Source organism: Crenothrix polyspora, assembly GCF_900163755.1.
GTDB classification, from domain to species: domain Bacteria; phylum Pseudomonadota; class Gammaproteobacteria; order Methylococcales; family Methylomonadaceae; genus Crenothrix; species Crenothrix polyspora.
Map to the genome: position 1 here is coordinate 1 of NZ_FUKI01000015.1, position 21,215 is coordinate 21,215.

Sequence of the window (21,215 nt, forward strand, 5' to 3'; positions counted from 1 at the left end):
GATGCTCGGATAAAATTGAAAAAGCTTTATCCGACACTTAAAGAGTGACTAAGTACTAGTTGGGTGTTGTCTTTAGAAGAAAATATTGGCTTAGCAACACTATTTCAATTAAGAGAGACTGTGGTTGCGCCTAAAAAAGTTGTCATTATCTCTGTTGATAAAGCGTCAGCAGAAATTTTACAGCTAGATGATGATCCTGAAAAATGGCCACGCTCACAATACACGCGCTTGGTAGATAAGCTCAATACCTATCACCCCGCACTGATTGCCTTTAATATTCATTTCGCCAAGCAAAGTAGACCTAAAGAAGACAGCGCATTTGCCAAAGCTATCGCTGCACAGAAAAATATTCTCCTAACCAGCTATATACGGCAATTTTCTGTGCGTGCTGCGCCCACATTAAATGAACTAGCCTACGAGCGCACTATTCACAACCGCTTGCGGCCTTAGAAGACGCGGCCATCGGTGTTGCCCCTTTTCCCATACCTAAATCACTGTCAACGGTTAAACAATTCTGGACATATAAAAACAGCGCTGGTGATATACCAACGTTACCAACAGCTATTTTTCACTGTTATTTACTCAAAGAAACTTACGGCGATATTTTACAGATAGTGCAAAAAGTCGATCCTGCACTTTACCGCAGCTTGCCTAAGCATTTTAACCCGCTACCCAAGGCCATTAAACCGTTGGAGCTTATTCAAAGCATACAACTGGCACTGGAAAATAATAGCCAGTCTTTGCGTTATCTGGATCGTCTAATTCAATCAGTACCTTACACAAATGAAAAAAAACACTTATTACAAGCCTGGCGCTCTTTAATAAATAGCCATCACAGTCTATATTTAAACTATTACGGTGATGTAGGCAGTATTAACACGATTCCTCTGTATAAAGTATTAGCACCGGAGGCATTAGCGGCCGAAATATTTAAAGATAAGATTGTCCTGGTAGGTTATTCAACTGATATTGAGCCTGATAAAAATCAAGGTTTTTATACGATTTTCTCAAAAAATAGTGAAAACAATATCAGCCCTGTTGAAATTTTAGCCACCGCTGTTGCTAACCTTATCGACAGATCGTGGATTAAGCCGTTACCACTGTATTATCAATTTTTAATGATAATGCTGTGGGGAATGTTGTTATCAGGCATTTTTCGAATTTTTTCATACAAAATTTCGATAAGTATAGGGGCGTTTTTAAGTCTGACTTATGGGGCAGTCGCTTACATTACTTTTAGGAATACACAGATATGGATACCGCTTTTTACTGTTATTTTACAAACTGGATACGTCTCACTGGTTGAGTCAATAATCCACCTAAGAACTATTCATAAAGTATTTACACGTTACTTGCCAAACAATGTATTTAATAAAAACACCCAACACCCCGATGCGATGGATAGCTACGGCGAGTTAATGCACGGTGTGTGCATGGCAACCGATGCGGGTCAGTATACGACGCTATCTGAAAGCATGAACCCGATGACATTAAATACGCTGATGAATAAATATTATGGCGTGATGTTTCCGGCAGTAAAAGCGCATAACGGTTTGATTTCTGATGTGATTGGCGATGCCATGTTAGCGCTGTGGGCAAAGCCCATTGCCGAACCGCAACTGCGTATGAATGCCTGCTATGCGGCACTTAAAATTAATAACGCGGTACAGCAATTTAATCAATCGCCGCTCTATCAATTACCCACCCGCTTAGGTTTGCACTACGGTGAAATGCGCCTAGGTAACGTGGGCGCACCGGATCATTATGAATACCGCGCCGTTGGTGATATTGTCAATACTTCAACCCGTATAGAAGGATTAAATAAAATACTGGGGACACGTATTTTAGTCTCTGATACGGTGCTTGAAGGCTTGTCTGGCTTAGTGAGCCGAGAGATTGGCGTGTTTTTATTAAAAGGCAAAACCCAATCGATTACTATTTATGAATTAATTGATAAGGGCAACCAAGCTGATCCAAAAATCGCACCTTTATTGCATGCTTTTGCTAAAGCATTGGCGTTATTTCAAAGCTATCAATGGACTAAAGCACACAAAGCCTTTGTTAATATTAACAAATATTACCCGAATGATGGCCCCACTGTTTTTTATATGCATTATTTACAAAAATACCAAAACGTGCAGCAAGAGCGCAGTAGTTTTTCAGATAAACCGTTGATAGATATTAGTTCTATTTCAGATGCATGGCTTTATGTTTAATCGTATTCAAAAACTTTGGCTACCGTGTTAGCCTGAAACAGGTATTCCCCCCTTCTCTCTGAACAGAAGCAAAGCAAAAGTTGTTGTCCCATCTTAAGCGCGCAACCTATAGCATGGCCATGTGTTGATTACAACTGATGCGCTGCTACAGTTTAATCGCAGCCGCTTGAAAAATTAATGTTAGAATTATTATCACTAAAACTTAATATATCTAACGAGGTACTATGGACGCTCCTGTGGCGCTGTATCAATCATCACTGTCTTCTTTAAAGCTTCGGGCACGCGGTAAAGTGCGTGATATTTATGATATTGATAATCAGCACATGCTGATTGTAACCACCGATCGCTTATCGGCATTTGATGTCATCTTACCCGATCCTATCCCTGGTAAAGGCCGTGTATTAACCAGCGTGTCTAATTTTTGGTTTGCCAAAATGCGCCATGTTATGCCTAACCACATTGTTGATATTCCCTTACAAGACGTTGTGCCCAATGCGCTTGATCGCGCTCAGATTGAGGGTCGGGCGATTGTGGTGAAATTATTAAAACCACTGCCGGTTGAGGCGATTGTGCGTGGCTATTTAATTGGTTCGGGCTGGAAGGATTATCAACAATCCGGCGCAGTGTGTGGTATTACATTGCCACTCGGTTTACAGCAAGCGCAACAATTACCAGAACCCATTTATACGCCGTCGACAAAAGCTGCGATGGATCAACACGATGAAAACGTATCTTTTGAAACCACGGTAACGCTTATGGGGCAAGATATGGCAGAGCAAGTACGCGATGCCAGTTTACGCTTGTATAAAGAAGCGGCTGCTTATGCCGCCGAGCGCGGCATTATTATCGCCGATACCAAGTTTGAATTTGGTGTCGATGATAACGGCGTGCTGCATTTAATTGATGAAGTATTAACGCCGGATTCATCACGGTTTTGGCCAGCGGATGAATACCGTATTGGTATCAGTCCGCCGAGTTTTGATAAGCAATATGTACGCGATTATCTTGAAACCTTAGATTGGGATAAAAAAGCGCCAGGACCGTCTTTACCGGCGGAGGTTGCAGAATACTGTGCCGCTAAGTACCGAGAAGCTGAAACTCGTTTAACGCGGGTTTAAGGATATATCCGGTTACATTTTGTTACCTGTGTTAGCTACTAACTTAAACTGGGACAAGATATAGATTGGGTTGAGTGTTTTTCTCAACCCAACATGATGTCCATCACGCACCGAAATTGTTCAGTAGCCAAGATAGATTCATCACAGGCGGGGTAAAAATCACCGCTGATCACCGGAATAAAGGTAGCATCTCCCTTATAGCTATACGGAATGTTGCGAGTATCGTGTATCAGTTCAGTCATTACACAAGCGGAACATTTCATGTTTATAACGCCTTCGACATACAATCGTAAATCATTAATAACAATGTCTATTAATGATGCAAATGCGCCGACAACCACCGCTCAGCCACATCCAGCGCCATCCCCTTACGCCGTGCATAATCTTCCAACTGATCCTTATCAATCTTGCCGACATTAAAATACTGTGACTGTGGATGCGAGAAATACCAGCCACTCACCGCCGAAGCCGGATACATGGCGTAACTTTCGGTCAATTCGATACTGGTGTTGGCCGTCACATTCAACAAGGCAAATAACTTGGCTTTTTCAGTATGGTCAGGGCAGGCCGGATAACCCGGCGCAGGCCGTATGCCTTGATACGCCTCGTTAATCAGCTGCTCATTGTCGATAGCTTCATCATCTGCGTAACCCCAATAATTTTTCCGGACCACCTGGTGCATATACTCGGCAAACGCCTCCGCCAAACGGTCTGCCAAGGCCTTCAGCATAATCGAACTGTAATCATCATAATCGTTTTCAAACTGGGTGATTTTTTCCTCAATACCAATGCCAGTGGTCACCGCAAAACCGCCGATATAATCCGGCTTGCCGGCATCTTTCGGAGCAATAAAATCCGACAGGCAATAATTCGGGCGACCGGGCGCTTTCACGTTTTGCTGACGCAAATGGTGTAGCACTTCCAAGGGCTGGCTGCGCGACTCATCGGTAGACACCACCACATCATCGCCCTCGCTATAGGCAGGGAAAAACCCGATAACCGCCCTGGCCTGCAACCATTTTTCGTCAACCAGTTGCGTTAGCATGGCCTTGGCATCGTTAAACAATTTTCTGGCCTCAACACCAATCACCACATCATCCAGAATTTTCGGGTAGCTGCCCGCCATTTCCCAAGTCTGGAAAAACGGCGACCAGTCAATGTAATCCACCAACGTTGCCAACGGCACATCATCAATCACCTTAACACCCAAAAACGACGGTATTACTGGCTCATAATCACCCCAGTTAAATTTGTTGCGCCGCGCTTCCTCCAATGAATGCTGCTTAGTTTTGGATTCCTTGCCTTTGTGGCGCTCGCGCACCTCTTCGTATTCTTTACGGATGCTGTTGACAAACTCATCCTTCAATTCGCCGCTTAACAGATTGCTGGCCGTACCCACGCCACGCGAGGCATCGGTGACATACACGGTTGCGCCCTTGTAATGCGGCTCAATTTTGACGGCAGTATGGGCGCGGGAGGTGGTAGCGCCGCCGATCATCAGCGGGATGGTAAAGCCCTGGCGCTGCATTTCCTTGGCGACATGCACCATTTCATCCAAAGACGGCGTAATCAAACCGCTTAAGCCAATAATATCGACGTTTTCCAAACGTGCGGTTTGCAGGATTTTCTCGCACGGCACCATCACGCCCAAATCAATCACCTCGTAGTTATTGCATTGCAACACCACGCCGACGATATTCTTGCCGATGTCATGCACATCGCCTTTTACCGTCGCCATCAAGATCTTACCGTTGGTTTGCCGATCCGCTGCGGACTTGTCGGCTTCCATGAACGGCATTAAATACGCCACGGCTTTTTTCATCACCCGCGCCGATTTCACCACCTGCGGTAGGAACATTTTGCCCGCGCCAAACAAGTCGCCGACCACGTTCATGCCGTCCATCAACGCGCCTTCAATCACATGCAACGGACGTTCGGCTTCCAAGCGTGCCTGTTCGGTGTCTTCGTCGATATAGTCGGTGATGCCCTTGACCAGCGCATGTTCCAAGCGTTTGCCCACCGGCCAGTCGCGCCATTCCAGGTTTTCCTGCTTGACTTCGCTGCTGCTACCGTCGCCACGGTATTTTGCGGCCAGCTCCAGCAATTTGTCGGTGCCGCTGCCATCGTGGGTGTTTAACACCACCGATTCCACCGCATCGCGTAAATCCAGCGGAATGTCCTCATAAATCGCCAATTGCCCAGCGTTGACGATACCCATCGACATACCAGCCTGGATGGCGTGATACAAAAACACCGCGTGGATGGCTTCGCGCACTGGGTTGTTGCCACGGAACGAAAACGATACATTGGATACGCCGCCGGAAATCAGCGCATAGGGCAGGGTTTGCTTGATCTCGCGGGTGGCTTCGATAAAATCCAGGCCGTAGTTGTTGTGTTCGTCGATGCCGGTGGCGATGGCGAAAATATTCGGGTCGAAAATAATGTCTTCAGGCGGAAAGCCCACTTGTTCGACCAGAATTTTGTAAGCGCGTTGGCAGATCTCAACCTTTCTGGCCTTGGTGTCGGCCTGGCCTTCTTCGTCAAACGCCATGACGATCACCGCTGCGCCGTAACGGCGTACCAGTTTGGCGTGCTTGATAAAGGCTTCTTCGCCTTCTTTTAGCGAGATGGAATTGACCACGCCCTTGCCTTGGATGCACTTAAGCCCCGCTTCCAGAATATCCCATTTGGACGAATCCAGCATGATCGGCACTTTGGCGATGTCGGGTTCGGCCGCAATCAGCATTAAAAACCGCACCATCGCTTCCTTGGACTCCAACATGCCTTCGTCCATGTTGATGTCGATGATTTGTGCGCCGTTTTCCACCTGCTGCTTGGCAACGTCCAAGGCGGTTTCAAAATCGCCTTCGATAATCAAACGCTTAAATGCGGCAGAGCCGGTGACGTTGGTGCGTTCACCCACGTTAACAAACAGGCTGTCAGGGCCGATCAACATCGGTTCCAGTCCTGCCAATCGACATTGCTTGGGAATTTTTGGAATAACACGCGGCGGGAAATGGCTGACGGCATCGCTGATCGCCTTAATGGTGGCAGGCGAGGTGCCACAGCAACCGCCGATAATATTCAAATAGCCGCTTTGTGCCCAGTCGGCCAGCTCGACAGCCATTTGTTCGGGGGTCTCGTCGTATTCGCCAAACTCATTGGGCAAACCGGCGTTGGGATGCGCGGAAACATAAGTATCGGCAATCGAGGCTAATTCCGCGATGTATTGGCGCAGTTCAGTTGCGCCCAACGCACAGTTAAAACCAAAAGAAATCGGCTCGATGTGTTTTAGTGAGTTCCAGAACGCGCCCACCGTTTGGCCAGATAATGTCCGGCCGGATGCGTCAGTAATGGTGCCGGAGATCATCACCGGCAACTTGTAGCCGATCGTTTCAAAATATTCATCGACTGCAAAAATCGCGGCTTTGGCGTTGAGCGTATCGAAAATGGTTTCAATCAGGATAATATCCGCGCCGCCGTCGATCAGGCCGCGTGTGGCTTCCGTGTAGGCCACCACCAGTTCGTCAAAGGAGATATTACGGAAACCAGGGTCGTTGACATCCGGCGACATGGAAGCAGTACGCGCGGTTGGGCCTAAAACACCGGCGACAAAGCGTGGTTTATCGGGGGTTTTGGCGGTGTATTCATCGGCCGCTTGCTTGGCGACGCTGGCGCCTGCAAAATTCAATTCGTAAGCCAGGCTTTCCATGTGGTAATCGGCCATCGATACGCTGGTGGAGTTGAAGGTGTTGGTTTCAACAATATCGGAACCGACCTCAAAGTACGCGCTGTGGATGGCTTTGATAATATCGGGCTGGGTAATAGACAGTAGGTCGTTGTTGCCTTTGAGGTCAACCTCCCACTGGGCAAAGCGTTCGCCTCTAAAGTCTTTTTCTTCCAGTTTGTAACCTTGGATCATCGTGCCCATTGCACCGTCCAGAAACAGAATTTTTTGGGCTAATTGTTGTTTTAGTAATGCGATTTTGTTCATGGCACTGAAAATCCAAAGTAGGTGCTAGCGATGCGTAGCTTATGATTTTTGTTGTTATGTCCGTAGTTGCATCAAGCGATTAAAGCCTATGCAGTCTGTGTGGTGCTAAGTGAGCGATTGATTAAAGTCCGGCGACACACTATCATGTTTTTTATTTACCTGAGACTGACATGACAAAGCCGAAGATTATTCAGATACTGGAGGATATTGTATACGCTACGCTGGGCGGACAAAATAGCGATGCACATAAAAGGCAATTTGAACAGGCTTCTTTGCCAACTTATATTTTAGCAGGCTTATTGGGTATTGCTGTTTTTGTGGCTGTTATTGCCTTGGTTGTTTCTTTGCTGATTTAGTATAAATCAGCAAAGAAAAGCCCAAGTTTATAAGCTTGGGCTTTTTTAACTGCTTAAGACATTAATCTTAATTTTATTATTCAGGTACTTTAAAGCTTTGTTTGATGCTTTGGAACATTTCTTTAAGGCCGCCAAACAAATTACCGATTGACAGCGACTCTTTCAGCATAAATTTACTGCGAATCACTGCGATAACCAAAAAGCCCACCATAGGTGGCATCAGTTCCATAAAGACAGATATAAATGTACCTTTAGCGCCTTGAAAACCGCCCATATTTTTTCTGTCACCAACGCTCATAAGGTCACGTTCATAATTGGCATCAGCTTCGCCACCTCTGAGTGATTCCAAAATATCAACACTACCCCAAATTAATAACGTTTGTGAGGCAAAAAATACCGCAACACAGCCAATGACCCAAATAATAGGGTTGCTTACCTTGCCTCTTACCGCTGACTGATAAACCCACAGTATCGAAAAAATCATTATTAAAGCGCCAATCATAGTCAAACTCCTCTTAAATTTTGTTATATTTTTGTCAGAAAATAGTAAAGATATTTACATTTTAAAGTCATTATCGAATTGTCTTTCTCAACAACTTTGCATGATTCTAATTTGTCACGTCCAGGAATTTCCTGCTTTTGTATTTCGCCATCAACGACTGCATATTTAATCGTTATATTCATTTCTTTAGTTCGTCCGCCACCATCGGTTGATTTTGTTTCAAGAGTGCCATCACTTTTAAAATCCCATTCAACAATAAGCTTTTTTTTCTCACCATCAAGCTTATTGGATTCAGCATAGACCTTCCATTTGCCGAGGATATCGGTATTATCCTTTAAAAGGACATCAGCATTCGCCGAAAGTGCAAAAAAAATTGCCGTTAACGGTAACAGTGCAGTGCGTTTTTTTATCATTTTTTTGCTCCCAAGCTGTTGGATTTATCTAGACCGGACGATCGTAAACTATATCACATTGACTATCGAGTTTTAAGTTTGAGCTTAACCGAATAAGGATGTAAAGCAAATTTTTAAATAGGCGCTTAAAAAATTTAGTAAATCACTCTGTATCAGCTGTTTTATAAGTCAAAACCACTTAAAAACACATTAAAAAACGCCTCTACAAAAGCAAAATGGCTGAGCCACAAGTACGTTAATTGATCTTATTGCCTGACATAAGTACGTATTTTTTCAGCAATACTTGCGGAAAGGATTTCGTAATGTTTATATTAAAAAACAGAAAAACAATCAATTTTTGTTTTATATATAATTGATTTTTATTACTATTTATTAGTAATTGCCGCTAACCGACTGGCAATAAACCTTGACATTAATGTTGCCTAAAGTATCATTAATGCTCGGCTTGCTATGATAACTAGCAATTACTTAAAACAACAACTAGTAAGGTAGGAAACTCATGGGGTTCATTTTAGATCTCGTCGAAACATTAAGAACGCCAGCAGGTATGGTTGGCGCAGTAGTCGTTATAGGGCTGGTTTATACGCTCGTTAAGTGGATTTTCGCGCCGCATCCAGACGACGAACAACAATAAGTCGAAAAAGATTTTTCCAAATTTTATGGCCACTACCAATTCTTAAGTTTGGGTTGGTAGCAGCCATTTAGTTGTCTTATATCGCATTAATACCGCCTTAAATCAAATTATTACCGTACATTTCTGCATAACGTTACAGCACATGGAATGTATGCGTTGATATTTTCAAAAATTTCTCAGCTTTCCTCCCAACAGGTTTCTTCTACCGGCATAGGATTATTCCGCATTTTTTATGGCCTAGTCTGCCTGCAAGAAATTATTTTTCTGTTTTATTTTAATCATTTAATTTTTGATCCCATCCCCTTTATCGACGTTGAATTTCCGACGATCACATTTTTTTTATGTCTCTGGGGAGCGGTTGCCACCTGCATTATTATCGGCTACCGTTATCAGCTTGCAGTAACCTGTAATTATTTGCTTTGGATTGTTTTCGTTAACTTCACTGCCATGCAGCGTGACTTTGACGGCGGTTTTGATTTATTTATGACCGGTGCGGGATTTTTCTTGCTATTTATGCCCGGCGATCGTACGTTTTCTATCGATAACCTCAGATACAAACTCAGTACACCATTCCTACATTACAACACCTATTCAAAACCTACTGTTTCCGCGCTCACTTATTATTTGCCAGTTTGGGTGTGCCTGGGTTTTCTGTATATTGACTCTGATATCCATAAAATATTTGCCCAACATTGGCGCAATGGTTTGGGTGCGTGGCTGCCATCGACTCAGCCTTATTACGTGTCGGCACTGGATATGTCATTTTTTTTGAATAATGAGCCACTGCAAAAAATACTGGGTTACACCATTATGATTTTTCAGGCGACGTTCATCTTCTTTTTTTCTACACGTCGGCTTCGTGTCTTATTTTTACTAATAGGAATTGGTCTGCATCTTGGCATTACCCTGTCACTCAATATTTACCCCTTTGGCCTCGCCATGCTGGCGTTTTATCCGCTACTTGTGCCTTTTGCTTGGTGGCGCAGATTAAGCGGCATATTGACCGCTCAGCAGCCGGTATTGATAATATTTTATGATCGCCAATGCCCTTTATGCAACCGCACAGTACTGACGCTAAATCATTTCGATATTTTTAAGCGACTTGATTTTAAAAATGCCCAAGATTACGCAGCAAACTGTCCTGCACTGGCATCTATTGAAAAACAAATGTTATTAACCGATTTATACGCTGTTAATCTGAACAACAAAGTGTATTCTGGGCTTGATACTTATATTCAGATTTGTTTAAAAATGGGCTATTTGTTTCCAGTAGGGCTCATATTGCGCTTACCTGGCATTTATCAGCTCGCTTCGGCAAAATATCGTGCCATTGCAGACACAAGAACACGCATAACGTGTACTGCGGAATGTGCCCCAGCGCTGCCACTTAAAAACAATAGCCTGTATACCGCATGGTTTGAACACTACAGCACCATTAAACCTAAAACCTTTGCCCGAAGGCTATCTAAAGTAGCGGTAGCTCTGCTTATCCTGCAATTAAACTGCTCTATACATTATGGGCTTTTTTACCGCCTTAAAATTGATCTTTATCAGCATCCAATAACTGCGGTTATCGCTAAAGGCAGTAGCGCGTTGTTGATGGTATCACGAATATTTTTAGGCATTGCTCCACACGCGCTGTATCTACATGATCATTTTTCCGGTTACGATCGCATTTTGGCCATCACCTACACAGATAAGCAGGGCAATGAACAATGGCTACCGTTTGTTAATCAACAAGGCCGTTTACTTGCACCAAATTGGGGGCGTGTACAATCGATGTGGGCAAATATTGCGGTTACTCCGACGATTGATGACCAGCGCGTGCGTAAATTTATTATGAAAGTGACCGCATTCTGGGGCGATAAAATAGGCCTTGACCTGAATAACGCTGAATTTCAAATAAAGCTCAAAAACATTAATGCACCTAACGATTGGGTTTATGATCAACTGCATAAAAACATGGCATCACAGTGGGTTACAGTAGGAACAGTTCAGTGGACAGCTAAAGTTATTGCCTATAATTTGCCTTACAATCTTAATGCAAAATAACGCCCTATAGTTGGCAATCTATCTTTTATTATTGCATCGCTTTTTCAGTCATGATATAAAATGTCCGTGCTTAAAACAATTAACGCACATATAAAAATAATTTAAACCGTTTGGAGGATATCATTATGAAAAAAGTATTATCACTTCTGGCTTTAGCGATGATGATTGGTGGTTTGTCAGGTTGTTTAGATCCACAAGATGGCACAAAACAAAGACCAGATAGCGCTACTTCTGTAAGCTTGTAAGAAAATTCTGCCTGTGAGCCGAAAAAGCCCGACATTTGTCGGGCTTTTTTGTTTTAACTGTACAAAGTTTGACCCGTATTTTAGCCATTCCCCATCAATTATCATCAAATTCCTTACGGATTTGTTACAACACGCAAAGTGTTTTTTTACTGCGTAGTAATTAGTTTTTATAGCCTGTCTTTCTCTGCTAAGATCTACACAGTCGTTGAGTTGTGTTATTTAAAAGCAGCTTCATATCCATGCCGATTACATCCACTGGTGTTTAGGCGTTTGAATAATCACTGCTACTTGAAAAACACCGTATGTAGACCACAGCTAGTCGGCGTACTCTAGCCGTAGATAAATACAAACTTTACGATAGCTGTGCTAATGCTCGCTCAATTTTCAGTTACTTGCCAATAACACAGCGCTAACAAAAGACAACAGACAGACATAAAAATAGTCGCATAATTTTTTCGGTAACTTTTGGGGCTGACGAAACGATTCCGCAAACATAGGCGACATTCTTCAAATAAATATTAAATAGGATTTATTATGAAAAGCGTACAAAAAATAACGCTTGCCATCTTGATTGCTGCTAATTTTTGCGTGCTATCCATCGGCCAAGCGGCGGTTAACTTAGTTGGCGTAGGAACAGAAGGTATTTACGAAAAAGACAGCCAGGGAGCTTTGTGGGGTGTATCTCGCACACTTGGCCGTGCAAAAAAAATAGTCAAATTTACCGGTAAGCGTGGAAAATATACACCGACTACCTATTCCAGCTCTTTTGTACCTAAGCTTAAAGCATTAGGTGGCAGTAATGTCCACAATAAAGACGGCTATATCGATCAAATTTGGCCGTTACCGAATGGCTCTGTATTATTTTCTGCTGATGTTAACGGTAAAAATTACTTGTATAAACTCAACCCTAAAACGAACAGTGTGGGCAATAATAAGCCTAAAGGCAATAAAGCAGGGTACAACAATCGCCAAGCGGTAATGAATATTGGCCAATCCAAAGGTATTCATCATTCGGATATTCGGGCATTACACCAGCGCTCGTTATTAATCGCTAATTACAAAGGTAAGCCACCGGTCTTGTTTTTTGGCGAATACAACGCAAGAAAAGGTCGTGTTATAGGCGCAGCAGGCGATGCCGTCACATTGTGGAAATCACTTGACATGGGTGATACCTGGTCTAAAGTGATTGCATGGAATACCACAGGGCATCAGACCGATCATATTTATGGCTTAAAGCAAAATCCTTATAACGGTTGGATATATCTGTTATTTGGCGATGATACAAGAGAAGCTGGCATTGTTGCTTGGGATGGAAAGTCTTTGGCACCACCTGATAATACAGCGATTGCCAGTATGAAGCGCTACAAAGGCTGGAAATCTATTGCTGGCACAGCATCAGTAAGAACCGGTGACATTACTTTTACAAAAAATCGCTGTATTTGGATGCCAAGCTTAGACTTTTTAAGCACGCAAAATACATCGGCAGATGGTTTTTTACACAGCCAACAAGCGAATTTTGACTTAACTAATCAACAACAAGGCGGCAAAGTACCCTATCAAAATAATATTCCACCCATTCTGGGATTAACCGCTACCAATGGCGATATTTATTGGGCATCGTATCGATCCAAAAGCTTGGCTGAGCAAAAGTTACATGTATGGAAATCGATTAATGCTGGTGTGAGCTGGTCAGTTACAAAGATCAACATTTATAATACATGGACATCGGTTCCCACTAATTTGCTTATTACCCCATGGGGTGAACTGGCTGTCAGCGGGCGCGGTATATTATTTAATAAAAATAAAAATGCCGCAACAGGAACCACCGCGTATTTAACTCGATAACACATTATTTTACTTGCTAATATGTAATTTCCGTTCATGGCTGAGCCTATTCACTGTGAACGGTATCTCTGCTTAACTTAATAATTTTAGCTATACAAATAACGCATCGTGCGATGCGTTATTATCGCCACCAATATGCGCATTATGTATGCTTTATTGCGCCAATCGATCATATCCCTTGTGAGTTTTTAGTGCGGCTTGCCCGCATTAAAGAGACCATCTCATGACGAAGATAGCGGCTTTATTTTTTATTGATAAAACCAATTAGCTGAACGTGTTGTCTCAGCACTAACAAAGCTGAGATCATAAAAACAGTACGTCACTTATCATGCGAATAATAGGAAACACCATGCGATTAACAATTATACTCTCAACGCTTTTCATTGCGGTGTTACTGGTAATTACAAGCTACGCCGGAAAAAACAGCAACGCCGCAACAGAAAACCTAGAAAATTTTTCAACTGCGGTGTTTGCAGGCGGTTGCTTTTGGTGTACAGAAGCAGACTTTGAAAAATTGCCAGGTGTTCATCAAGTGGTTTCTGGATTTAGTGGTGGCCATGTAGCCAATCCAAGTTACGAACAAGTTTCAACCGGTGGCACAGGCCATGTCGAAAGCGTAAAAGTGTATTACGATCCAGAAGTGATTAGTTATGAAGACTTACTGAATGCCTTTTGGCACATGATTAATCCTACCGATAACGAAGGACAATTTGTTGATCGGGGTGAAGAGTATCGATCGCTGATTTTTTATCAAACGGATCAAGAAAAAACCAAGGCCGAATATTCACGGCAGGTGTTAAATGCGTCTAAACGCTATTCCGCACCTGTCATAACAAAAATAAAAGCGCTGGTGGCTTTTTACCCGGCCGAAGAAGATCATCAAGATTATTATCAAAAAAATCCTTTACGCTATAAATATTACCGTAATAATTCGGGACGCGATCAATATCTGGAAAAAATATGGAGCAATAATAGTCAAGTAGCCGCCAATCCAAATAAACCATCCAATAGCTACAGTAAGCCAGCTGATGATAATTTACGGAAAAATTTAACGCCGCTACAATATCAGGTCACCCAACAAGAAGCGACAGAACCGGCTTTTAAAAATGATTATTGGAATGAGAAACAAGCCGGTATTTATGTCGATATTGTCAGTGGCGAACCGTTATTCTCCTCGCAAGATAAATTTGATTCCGGCACGGGTTGGCCAAGCTTTGTCAAACCATTGGTTGCAGATAATATTATTCAGAAAAAAGATTTATTACTTATCTTTCCACGTACAGAAGTGCGAAGTCGTTATGGCGACTCACACCTTGGTCATGTCTTTAACGACGGTCCAAAGCCGACCGGTTTGCGGTATTGTATTAATTCGGCGGCGCTTAAATTTATTCGATTAGAAGACCTGCAAAAAGCGGGATACGCTGCATTTTTGTCACAATTTAATACCGTACCCAAATAGGTTATCAGGAATCTATGCTGTGCAGCGTAAAATAACGCAGATTCGGTTATGATAGATCTTTGCTTTAACCACAGGACTACCGTGCCACAACCGCCTAAACGTATTTTTTTCAGTGCTGGAGAATCTTCCGGTGACCAACACGCCGCCAATATGTTCCTGGAGTTAAAAAAATCCCGTCCAGATATTAAAGCCCTGGGCATGGGGAGCCAAAAAATGGCGCAGGCTGGCATTGATATTCGCTATGATTCGGCCAATATTGGCGTGATTGGTGTGGTGGAAGTCATCAAGCAATATGCTGAAATTCACAGGGCATTAAACCTAATGAAACAGTTGGTCGCTAACGAACGCCCTGATTTGCTGGTGTGTGTTGATTACAAGGAGTTTAACTTTAAGCTGGCTAAATACGCCAAACAGTTAGGCATCAAAGTATTATTTTATGTCAGTCCACAGGTGTGGGCGTGGCGGCCAGGACGGGTGAAAAAATACGGTGCGGTTATCGACATGATGGCGGTTATTTTTCCGTTTGAAACGCAGTATTACCAGGCCGAAAATATACCAGTGCGTTATGTCGGGCATCCGTCGGTAGATAAGGTGCATCCGCAGTATGCCAAATCTGAAGCGTTACAGCAATTTGGTCTGGATGCGACAAAACCGGTAGTGGGTTTATTGCCAGGTAGCCGTAACAATGAAATCAAGCGCCTGTTGCCGGTGATGATAGCTGCCGCCGAACAATTGCAAGTAACCTTACCCAATGTTCAATTTATCTTGCCGCAAGCCGACTCTATCAGCGATGCGCTATTGAGTAACTATTTACAGCATACAACAACCGTCATCAAATGCGTCAAAAACCAACCTTACGACGTGATCCAGTGCTGCGATGCAGTGATGACAACATCGGGCACGGCAACGCTGGAAGTGGCTTTGCTAGCCGTGCCTATGGTGATAGTCTACAAACTAGCTGCAATGACTTATTGGCTAGGGAGACTATTGGTTAATACACCGTTTATCGGCTTGCCGAATATTATCGCAGGTAAAAGTATCATCAAAGAATTAATCCAGCATGAGGCATCTGCTGATAATATGGCCAACGAGATTAAGCGCATCCTGACTGATATCGAATATCAACAAGAAATGCGCAATCATCTCACCCAAGTAAAGCAGGCGTTAGGGCAGGGCGGTGGCTCTAAAAATATGGCAGCACTGGCCTTGGAGATGTTGCCGTAAGCTATTTTACCGCAGCAATCGGCGTTACCACTTTGCCGGACTTGGTTTTGCTGATGTCACCGTAATGGTTGTCATAATCGTACATCGCCCGCCGGATCACTTCGTGCGCCTCTTCGCGCCCGTAAACGTGAGTGATTTCACACACACTTTGTTCTGAGGGTAGATGTTTGTAGGTCAAAAAATAATGTTTGAGGCGGTCGATATAGGACGGTGGGCAATTCGAGACATCGCGCCACTGCCGATAAAATTCATCACCTTTCATCACGGCAATAATTTTATCGTCGGCCTCGCCCCCATCCAATAAGCGAAAGCCACCAATAGGTACGGCTTGCAACAGAATGTCACCATGTGTGACTGTACGCTCGCTTAACACGCAAATATCCAGTGGATCACCATCACCGTGCGGCACTTTTTTACCTGATTTTAACGCGGCATACGCTGCCACACTTTCTGCACAATACGTACGGGGGATAAAACCATATAAGGTGGGGATCATATTGGAAAATTTTTGCGGGCGGTCTATTTTTAAATAGCCACTGTCCTTATCGATTTCGTATTTAACAGTATCTGAGGGCACAATTTCGATAAAAGCGGTGACGACTGACGGGCAGTCAGCGCCTGGGTCTATTCCGTGCCAGGGGTGTGCTCTATAGTGCATAGTCATGATGGGTTTTGGTTGCTAAATGGTAAATTAAAAAGATAGGGGGTTGCCTTGCATTTAGACATCCAAAGCAAGGCATAAAGAACAGATTGCGCGTTAAAGTGGTTGATTTATATCAAACAGAAATAGTTGCTTTAATAGGATCGTGCGATTGATAAGCCATGATGTCAAAATCTTCATAACAGTAATCAAATATTGATTGCGGTTTACGTTTAATAATTAACTGCGGCAACGGGTAAGGTTTGCGCGTTAATTGCAATTTAGCGTGTGCCAGATGATTTAAGTATAGATGCACATCGCCACCTGTCCATACCAAATCGCCCACGTCCAAATCACATTGTTGGGCAATCATGTGGGTGAGCAGCGCATAACTGGCGATATTAAACGGCACGCCTAAAAATGTGTCGCAACTGCGCTGGTACAATTGGCAGGACAATTTATTATCGGCCACATAAAACTGGAACAAGGCATGGCAAGCGGCCAGCGCCATTTTGCCCTGTGCGACATTTTGTTGCGGGCTAATGCGTTCGTCCGGCAAATCGGCGACATTCCACGCCGAAACAATCAGTCGTCGGCTATTGGGCGTGGCCTTGATTTGTTCAATTACTTGTTGGATTTGGTCGATATGCTGGCCATCTGGCGCAGGCCATGAGCGCCATTGATAGCCGTAAACCGGCCCCAGATTTCCTTCTGTATCCGCCCATTCGTTCCAAATGGTCACATTATTATCAGTTAAAAATTTAATGTTGGTGCCGCCGTTTAAAAACCACAATAATTCGTAGATTATCGATTTGAGGTGAATTTTTTTGGTGGTGACTAACGGGAAACCTTGCGCCAAATCAAAACGCATTTGGTGGCCAAACAGCGACAGAGTACCGCTACCGGTTCTATCGCCTTTTTGGTTGCCTTCTTGGAGAATTTTGTTGAGTAATTCTAAATAGGGTTGCATAGGCTTATTTCAGAGTGACACATTGTGTATCATTAAAACAGCTATGCTTTTAAAAGACTAGCGCTTACTGGGTAAACACGGTATTTCATAACTGTTCACAATGCAGTCGAAATGTGGCTATGGCCGTTATTAATCAGCGCAAATTGTTGATAATAGCCAAAGTGGGGGCAGATTGGTTCATGGTATAAAAATGCAGGCCTGGTGCGCCGCCATCTAATAATTGCTGGCATAGCTTGCTGACCAGTTCCGTACCAAACGCTTGTATGGCAATGCGGTCATCACCAAAGCTTTCCAGGCGTTTGCGCATCCAGCGCGGAATATCGGCACCACACATTTCCGAAAACCGGAACAGTTGCGTGTACTGGGTTATGGGCATAATGCCTGGCACAATCGGCACGGTGATGCCGTGTTTTTCGCAGTTGTCGACAAAGTAAAAATACGCTTCCGCATTATAAAAATACTGGGTGATAACCGCATTAGCACCGGCATCCACTTTACGTTTAAAGTTTTTGAAATCCTCGCTGGCACTGTGCGCTTGCGGGTGAACTTCTGGGTAGGCGGCAACGTGTATGGTGAAATGGTCGCTGGTTTCCTGGCGGATAAATTCCACCAGTTCGTTAGCATAACGGAACTCGCCCGGCGACATCATGCCGGACGGTACGTCGCCACGCAATGCAACTATTCGGCTAATATTATGATCCTGGTAATCTTTCAGAATGCTGCGGATATTTTCTTTGGTAGAGGCGACACAGGATAAATGCGGTGCAGCTGAAAGTCCTTGCGCCTGAATACTAACGACGGTATCGAAGGTTTTGTCGCGTGTGGAGCCGCCCGCGCCAAAGGTGACCGAGAAAAATTCGGGATTCTGCTTACTTAAAGTTGTGTGGACAACTTTTAAGTTGGCTGCGCCTTCTTCGGTTTTCGGCGGGTAAAATTCAAAACTGAACATCTGTTGCTTGTCTTGTGATGGCATATAGTTAGATTGGCCGGAATGACTGAATCAATCCGGCCTTACAGAGTCAGAATTAATAACGGTAATGATCAGCCTTATAAGGCCCTTCAACAGGAATGTTGAGGTACTTGGCCTGTGCATCCGTCAATACCGTCAAATTAACACCTATTTGCGCCAGATGCGACCGTGCTACTTTTTCATCCAGTTTCTTAGGCAAAATATAAACTTTATTTTCGTAACTGGCAGCATTTTGCCACAGCTCCAGCTGTGCCAACACCTGGTTACAGAACGAGTTGGACATTACAAAACTAGGGTGGCCTGTGCCACAGCCTAAGTTAACCAAACGGCCTTCGGCCAATAAAATCAATTTCCTGCCATTAGGCAAAATGACATGATCCACTTGCGGCTTGATGTTGTCCCAGGTGTATTGGCGTAACGAGGCAATGTCGATTTCCGAATCAAAATGGCCGATATTACAGATAATGGCCTGGTCACGCATCACCAGCATGTGTTCATGACGGATAACATGGAAGTTACCGGTGGCTGTCACAAAAATATTGGCGATCGGTGCTGCCTCTTCCATAGTGACAACACGATAACCTTCCATCGCCGCCTGCAAAGCACAAATCGGGTCGATTTCAGTGATCCATACCGTAGCGCCCAAGCCGCGCAACGATTGCGCACAGCCTTTGCCGACATCACCATAGCCACAAACCACAGCAATTTTACCGGCGATCATCACGTCAGTGGCACGTTTGATACCATCCACCAAAGATTCACGGCAGCCGTACAGGTTGTCAAATTTGGATTTGGTGACCGAGTCGTTGACGTTAAACGCAGGAACTTTAAGTGTGTCTTTCGCGACTCTTTCGTACAAACGCAATACACCGGTGGTGGTTTCTTCTGACAAACCTTTGACATCCGCCATCAGTTCGGGGAATTTGTCGTGCATCATATTGGTCAAGTCGCCGCCATCATCCAGAATCATATTTGGCCGCCAGCCGTTAGGGCCAATAATGGTTTGCTCGATACACCAATCGGCTTCGGCTTCGGTTTCACCTTTCCAGGCAAACACCGGCACGCCAGACGCTGCAATGGCTGCGGCGGCATGATCCTGGGTAGAAAATATATTACACGATGACCAGCGTACTTCTGCACCCAAAGCGGTCAAGGTTTCAATTAAAACCGCAGTCTGGATAGTCATATGCAAACAACCGGCGATACGCGCGCCTTTTAACGGTTGTGCTGCACCAAATTCTGCACGTAAAGCCATCAAACCCGGCATTTCAGTTTCAGCAATATTAGTTTCTTTGCGACCCCAGCCAGCTAAGGCGATGTCGGCAATTTTATAGTCGTTTTGGCTCATTGAGTTGCGTGTCCTGTGTATATGATTAAAGTTTGGCGGCTTGCTGCAAGGCATCAACCTTGTCGAGCTTTTCCCAGCTGAAAGTGTCTTCGGTACGACCAAAATGGCCGTAAGCCGCTGTGGGCAGATAAATAGGTTTTAATAGATCAAGTGTGGCGATCAAGCCTTTAGGACGCATATCAAAATGATCACGCACCAATTGCACCAAACGGTCTTCACTGAGTTTGCTGGTACCAAAGGTTTCCACGCTGATAGATGTCGGCTCGGCCACGCCAATCGCATAAGACACCTGAATTTCGCAGCGTTCAGCAAGACCAGCAGCAACGATATTTTTGGCAACATACCGCGCCATATAAGCTGCGGAACGGTCAACTTTGGAAGGATCTTTACCAGAAAACGCGCCGCCACCATGACGTGCCATACCGCCGTAGCTATCAACGATAATTTTACGGCCGGTTAAGCCGCAATCGCCCACTGGGCCGCCGATAATAAACTGGCCGGTTGGGTTGATGAAATACTTGGTGTCTTTATGCAACCATTCTTTGGGCAAAACATGCAAGATGATTTCGTCCATGACGGCTTCATGCAGCGCTTTATTACTAATATCTGGCGAATGTTGGGTAGACAAAACCACCGCATCAATAGCAACTGGTTTGTTATTTTCATAACGCATGGTAACCTGACTTTTCGCATCAGGACGCAGCCAAGGCAAGGTTTTATTCTTGCGTACTTCCGCCTGACGTTTAACCAGCAAATGCGAGTAAGTAATCGGTGCGGGCATGTACACATCGGTTTCGTTACTGGCGTAACCGAACATCAAACCTTGGTCACCGGCACCTTGTTCGTGGTCAGCATCTTCATCTACGCCCATGGCAATATCGGCGGATTGTTTGCCGATGGCATTTAAAACGGCGCAGCTGTTGCCATCAAAACCAATATCACCGTTATCGTAACCGATGTCGCACACGACTTTACGGACCAGGGCTTCCAGATCAACCCAGGCATTGGTGGTGACTTCACCAGCCAGAATCACCATGCCGGTTTTAACCAGCGTTTCACAGGCGACGCGGGATTTAGGATCTTGTGCTAATAAAGCATCGAGGACGGCATCAGATATTTGGTCAGCAACCTTGTCAGGATGGCCTTCGGATACAGATTCGGATGTAAAAATGAAGTTATTGCTCACGTTATAACCTTAAGTGGAAGTTAAAAGTCAGATACGCAAAAGG

General features: G+C 44.2%; 17 protein-coding genes. 8 read left to right on the plus strand and 9 right to left on the minus strand.

Going from position 1 to position 21,215, the window contains the following annotated elements:
- Nucleotides 1-63 precede the first annotated feature (63 nt).
- From CRENPOLYSF2_RS01075 to CRENPOLYSF2_RS01085, 3 genes are all read left to right on the plus strand, one after another.
- Nucleotides 64-450, plus strand: coding sequence for a CHASE2 domain-containing protein (locus CRENPOLYSF2_RS01075; RefSeq protein WP_087142124.1), 387 nt, complete (start codon nt 64-66; stop codon nt 448-450).
- Between the two features lie 164 nt (nt 451-614).
- Complete coding sequence (locus CRENPOLYSF2_RS01080; protein WP_087142125.1) at nt 615-2,216, plus strand: CHASE2 domain-containing protein; 1,602 nt, start codon at nt 615-617, stop codon at nt 2,214-2,216.
- Between the two features lie 224 nt (nt 2,217-2,440).
- Entirely contained in the window at nt 2,441-3,334 is an 894-nt protein-coding gene (locus tag CRENPOLYSF2_RS01085; protein ID WP_087142126.1) for a phosphoribosylaminoimidazolesuccinocarboxamide synthase, read from the plus strand.
- A gap of 83 nt (nt 3,335-3,417) precedes the next feature.
- Here the strand turns inward: CRENPOLYSF2_RS01085 and CRENPOLYSF2_RS01090 are convergent, their stop codons facing one another.
- Complete coding sequence (locus CRENPOLYSF2_RS01090; protein ID WP_087142147.1) at nt 3,418-3,597, minus strand: type II toxin-antitoxin system MqsA family antitoxin; 180 nt, start codon at nt 3,595-3,597, stop codon at nt 3,418-3,420.
- A gap of 50 nt (nt 3,598-3,647) precedes the next feature.
- Complete coding sequence (gene metH, locus CRENPOLYSF2_RS01095) at nt 3,648-7,328, minus strand: methionine synthase (protein WP_087142127.1); 3,681 nt, start codon at nt 7,326-7,328, stop codon at nt 3,648-3,650.
- Nucleotides 7,329-7,498: 170 nt separating this feature from the next.
- Between metH and CRENPOLYSF2_RS01100 the strand changes: the two genes are divergently transcribed.
- A complete protein-coding gene (locus tag CRENPOLYSF2_RS01100; protein WP_087142128.1) occupies nt 7,499-7,684 on the plus strand; it encodes a DUF2970 domain-containing protein in 186 nt (61 codons plus the stop codon).
- 76 nt (nt 7,685-7,760) lie between these two features.
- On the opposite strand, the gene CRENPOLYSF2_RS01105 is transcribed toward CRENPOLYSF2_RS01100, so the two are convergent.
- On the minus strand, nt 7,761-8,186 hold the full coding sequence (locus CRENPOLYSF2_RS01105) for a hypothetical protein (protein ID WP_087142129.1): 426 nt from the start codon (nt 8,184-8,186) through the stop codon (nt 7,761-7,763).
- Nucleotides 8,187-8,209: 23 nt separating this feature from the next.
- Nucleotides 8,210-8,599 (minus strand): hypothetical protein, encoded by a 390-nt coding sequence (locus tag CRENPOLYSF2_RS01110; protein WP_087142130.1) that lies wholly within the window; start codon nt 8,597-8,599, stop codon nt 8,210-8,212.
- A 781-nt stretch (nt 8,600-9,380) separates the two neighbouring features.
- Between CRENPOLYSF2_RS01110 and CRENPOLYSF2_RS01115 the strand changes: the two genes are divergently transcribed.
- The 4 genes from CRENPOLYSF2_RS01115 (at nt 9,381) to lpxB (ending at nt 16,058) form a co-directional block, all read left to right on the plus strand.
- Complete coding sequence (locus CRENPOLYSF2_RS01115; protein WP_087142131.1) at nt 9,381-11,285, plus strand: DCC1-like thiol-disulfide oxidoreductase family protein; 1,905 nt, start codon at nt 9,381-9,383, stop codon at nt 11,283-11,285.
- 779 nt (nt 11,286-12,064) lie between these two features.
- Nucleotides 12,065-13,375 (plus strand): hypothetical protein, encoded by a 1,311-nt coding sequence (locus tag CRENPOLYSF2_RS01120; protein WP_087142132.1) that lies wholly within the window; start codon nt 12,065-12,067, stop codon nt 13,373-13,375.
- A 349-nt stretch (nt 13,376-13,724) separates the two neighbouring features.
- On the plus strand, nt 13,725-14,834 hold the full coding sequence (gene msrB, locus CRENPOLYSF2_RS19435) for a peptide-methionine (R)-S-oxide reductase MsrB (RefSeq protein WP_087142133.1): 1,110 nt from the start codon (nt 13,725-13,727) through the stop codon (nt 14,832-14,834).
- A 48-nt stretch (nt 14,835-14,882) separates the two neighbouring features.
- Entirely contained in the window at nt 14,883-16,058 is a 1,176-nt protein-coding gene (gene lpxB / locus CRENPOLYSF2_RS01130; RefSeq protein WP_087142134.1) for a lipid-A-disaccharide synthase, read from the plus strand.
- A gap of 1 nt (nt 16,059) precedes the next feature.
- Here the strand turns inward: lpxB and CRENPOLYSF2_RS01135 are convergent, their stop codons facing one another.
- The 5 genes from CRENPOLYSF2_RS01135 to metK all read right to left on the minus strand — a co-directional run bounded on the left by CRENPOLYSF2_RS01135 (nt 16,060) and on the right by metK (nt 21,172).
- Nucleotides 16,060-16,722, minus strand: a complete 663-nt coding sequence (locus CRENPOLYSF2_RS01135) for an inorganic pyrophosphatase (RefSeq protein WP_087142135.1) — start codon at nt 16,720-16,722, stop codon at nt 16,060-16,062.
- Nucleotides 16,723-16,834: 112 nt separating this feature from the next.
- On the minus strand, nt 16,835-17,668 hold the full coding sequence (thyA, locus tag CRENPOLYSF2_RS01140; RefSeq protein ID WP_087142136.1) for a thymidylate synthase: 834 nt from the start codon (nt 17,666-17,668) through the stop codon (nt 16,835-16,837).
- A 133-nt stretch (nt 17,669-17,801) separates the two neighbouring features.
- Nucleotides 17,802-18,641, minus strand: a complete 840-nt coding sequence (gene metF / locus CRENPOLYSF2_RS01145) for a methylenetetrahydrofolate reductase [NAD(P)H] (protein ID WP_087142137.1) — start codon at nt 18,639-18,641, stop codon at nt 17,802-17,804.
- Between the two features lie 52 nt (nt 18,642-18,693).
- Entirely contained in the window at nt 18,694-19,986 is a 1,293-nt protein-coding gene (gene ahcY / locus CRENPOLYSF2_RS01150; RefSeq protein WP_087142138.1) for an adenosylhomocysteinase, read from the minus strand.
- Between the two features lie 25 nt (nt 19,987-20,011).
- On the minus strand, nt 20,012-21,172 hold the full coding sequence (gene metK / locus CRENPOLYSF2_RS01155) for a methionine adenosyltransferase (RefSeq protein WP_087142139.1): 1,161 nt from the start codon (nt 21,170-21,172) through the stop codon (nt 20,012-20,014).
- Nucleotides 21,173-21,215 lie beyond the last annotated feature (43 nt).

What these genes read in the sequence shown, in the direction of transcription:
- CRENPOLYSF2_RS01090 (WP_087142147.1), bottom strand. Translation starts at nt 3,597, where the DNA reads ATGAAATGTTCCGCTTGTGTAATGACTGAACTGATACACGATACTCGC.
- CRENPOLYSF2_RS01110 (WP_087142130.1), bottom strand. Translation starts at nt 8,599, where the DNA reads ATGATAAAAAAACGCACTGCACTGTTACCGTTAACGGCAATTTTTTTT.
- CRENPOLYSF2_RS01120 (WP_087142132.1), top strand. Translation starts at nt 12,065, where the DNA reads ATGAAAAGCGTACAAAAAATAACGCTTGCCATCTTGATTGCTGCTAAT.
- CRENPOLYSF2_RS01115 (WP_087142131.1), top strand. Translation starts at nt 9,381, where the DNA reads ATGTATGCGTTGATATTTTCAAAAATTTCTCAGCTTTCCTCCCAACAG.
- lpxB (WP_087142134.1), top strand. Translation starts at nt 14,883, where the DNA reads ATGATAGATCTTTGCTTTAACCACAGGACTACCGTGCCACAACCGCCT.
- ahcY (WP_087142138.1), bottom strand. Translation starts at nt 19,986, where the DNA reads ATGAGCCAAAACGACTATAAAATTGCCGACATCGCCTTAGCTGGCTGG.
- CRENPOLYSF2_RS01085 (WP_087142126.1), top strand. Translation starts at nt 2,441, where the DNA reads ATGGACGCTCCTGTGGCGCTGTATCAATCATCACTGTCTTCTTTAAAG.
- CRENPOLYSF2_RS01100 (WP_087142128.1), top strand. Translation starts at nt 7,499, where the DNA reads ATGACAAAGCCGAAGATTATTCAGATACTGGAGGATATTGTATACGCT.
- thyA (WP_087142136.1), bottom strand. Translation starts at nt 17,668, where the DNA reads ATGCAACCCTATTTAGAATTACTCAACAAAATTCTCCAAGAAGGCAAC.
- metF (WP_087142137.1), bottom strand. Translation starts at nt 18,641, where the DNA reads ATGCCATCACAAGACAAGCAACAGATGTTCAGTTTTGAATTTTACCCG.
- CRENPOLYSF2_RS01135 (WP_087142135.1), bottom strand. Translation starts at nt 16,722, where the DNA reads ATGACTATGCACTATAGAGCACACCCCTGGCACGGAATAGACCCAGGC.
- CRENPOLYSF2_RS01105 (WP_087142129.1), bottom strand. Translation starts at nt 8,186, where the DNA reads ATGATTGGCGCTTTAATAATGATTTTTTCGATACTGTGGGTTTATCAG.
- msrB (WP_087142133.1), top strand. Translation starts at nt 13,725, where the DNA reads ATGCGATTAACAATTATACTCTCAACGCTTTTCATTGCGGTGTTACTG.
- metH (WP_087142127.1), bottom strand. Translation starts at nt 7,328, where the DNA reads ATGAACAAAATCGCATTACTAAAACAACAATTAGCCCAAAAAATTCTG.